Origin of the sequence: Acinetobacter sp. YH16051 (genome assembly GCF_013417135.1) — a bacterium.
Lineage (GTDB): Bacteria > Pseudomonadota > Gammaproteobacteria > Pseudomonadales > Moraxellaceae > Acinetobacter > Acinetobacter towneri.
The window spans coordinates 1-1823 of the sequence record NZ_VPEN01000099.1 but is presented as its reverse complement, the minus strand read 5'-3'; the positions used below and the strand labels follow the sequence as shown (position 1 = coordinate 1823).

The 1823-nt window shown below is 38.7% G+C and carries 3 protein-coding genes; all 3 read right to left on the bottom strand.

Annotated features, from left to right (window positions below; genetic code table 11):
* Positions 1 to 944, bottom strand: a 944-nt coding sequence (locus tag FTV41_RS14560) for a protein rep (RefSeq protein ID WP_179996748.1), incomplete at its 3' end; no start/stop codon positions are given.
* 84 nt (positions 945 to 1028) lie between these two features.
* Positions 1029 to 1319 carry a hypothetical protein gene (locus FTV41_RS14555; RefSeq protein WP_014386435.1) on the bottom strand — a complete coding sequence of 97 codons (291 nt, stop codon included), beginning with the start codon at positions 1317 to 1319 and terminating at the stop codon, positions 1029 to 1031.
* A 2-nt stretch (positions 1320 to 1321) separates the two neighbouring features.
* Positions 1322 to 1732 (bottom strand): hypothetical protein, encoded by a 411-nt coding sequence (locus FTV41_RS14550; RefSeq protein WP_179996747.1) that lies wholly within the window; start codon positions 1730 to 1732, stop codon positions 1322 to 1324.
* Between the last annotated feature and the right edge of the window lie 91 nt (positions 1733 to 1823).

Sequence of the window (1823 nt, the reverse complement as noted above, 5' to 3'; positions counted from 1 at the left end):
AAAGTCTTATCGTCAGGCATATCATCTGTCATTGTGTCAGGAATTTTGACACCCCATAACAAACCGAATGAACCTGTTAAACGCTTGCCCTTGAGAACCTTAAACGCTTCCCAAGTCTTTTCAACGGACAGATCGCCAAACTTCAAAGCATACTTACACACTTCGGCAGCCGCTTTGCTATAGCCGTGACCTTTTTCTTTTTTTGCCCTGCGGACATCGACCACCATCGAATCACCAGTGATGCTATGCCAATATTCTGAAAATTCCTGCTGATCAATCCATTGATCAACTAAGGCGAACATATGAATATGCGGATGCCATTCACCTGTTTTCTCGTTATATGTATTCTCGTAAGAATACATAGCACCTTGAACCTTACAGAACTCGCTATAACCCCAACCCTTTTTTAAATAGTCCCTACGACGCTCTAGGAGCGTTCTAAAGGACTTCATAAGGTGTTCTGAGCGTTCAGCAAGGTCTGAACCGTTTTTAACGGTGAGAGTGATTAGAACAGGCTTGAGCTTGCGATTTTCTTGGAGAACCTGATTGATACGGTCAACGTATTTCTGAATGGCACGAGATGCACGAATGGCAGCACAGAAAGGACACAGCAAATGCTGTCCGCAGGTGCGGAGTTTTGAAAGCTTGACCTCGCCAATAGTGTAAAAATTTTTGAATAGCAGATAGTTTCCGCATTCATTCAACTTTTGAGCAGATTTTAAGGCCTTGATAGATTCTTCATTTTTAACGTCCTTTTCATAGTTCTCCTTGAATTTAGCCAGGGTAAATAAATAATTTTCCTGATTCTTAGCTCTATGTTTTAAAGTCGCAAAACGTGTTATTCTATCCCTGTGTTCATCTGCATTAGCAGATGCAAAACCCTTGTTATCTCCGCCGACCAAAGCACTGGATAACAGGGGTTTTTTCTTATCTGAATTATTCAAATTTCATCCCCACTTTAATCAATAGTATCAAGTAAAAGAAAAAACAGCGAGTTGCTTCGCTAACTCACTGTTTTTTTTCACGAATTACAAACTTTCTGCAAGAATAGGTTTTGCACCTTTTCGAACATAAAAAACAACATTACGACCTACAGCCATAGCACCGCAGGAAATAGAAATTACTTTATTTTTTAGTGGCTGGTAGACACTGGCATCATCAACTGTGAGGTCAACAAGTTCGTGTTTAATCTCTCCATTGGGTAGTTCCAGCGAACCAAGTATTTGTACCTTGTCACGCGCTTCGTACTCTTTCCCATCTTTACCCTTACCACCGTCCATACGGAAAGCATTGATTAGAGTTCCTTGTAAGTTGATCATTTTTATTTCTCCTCTGACTTAGGCGTTTCAACAAAAATGCCTTTGCGAGGAGGTGCAAGGGGAGAAGAAACAAAACTCTCCATTTCCTCATAACTTTGTTCCTCATCTTCTTGCTGTAATTCTTGAGAAATAACTCGCAATAGATGATTTAACTTAAGTCGAACATCTTCATTTTCAGTGTGTGAATTAAATACAAGGGATAACGGAATAGTTGGATTTGAATCTGTATAACCAATAACAAACTCTTTCAAAGACTGTCGGAAATTAGAGCGAATGATGTGAGACAAAAAGTCTTGACGAGTCAAACCCATTGACTTAGCAACTGTGTCATAAATCTGAATTTCATTATCAGTTAAACGAATAGTTACTGCCTTAGTATCTTCGTCAGAGCTAGAAGCAGAATTTGTAGCCATTGCAACACCTAGAGATTTGAATAACATTTTAAAGATTCCATTAGATTCTATTAGATTGTTTTTAGAATATTATAGATTTAAAAAAGAATGT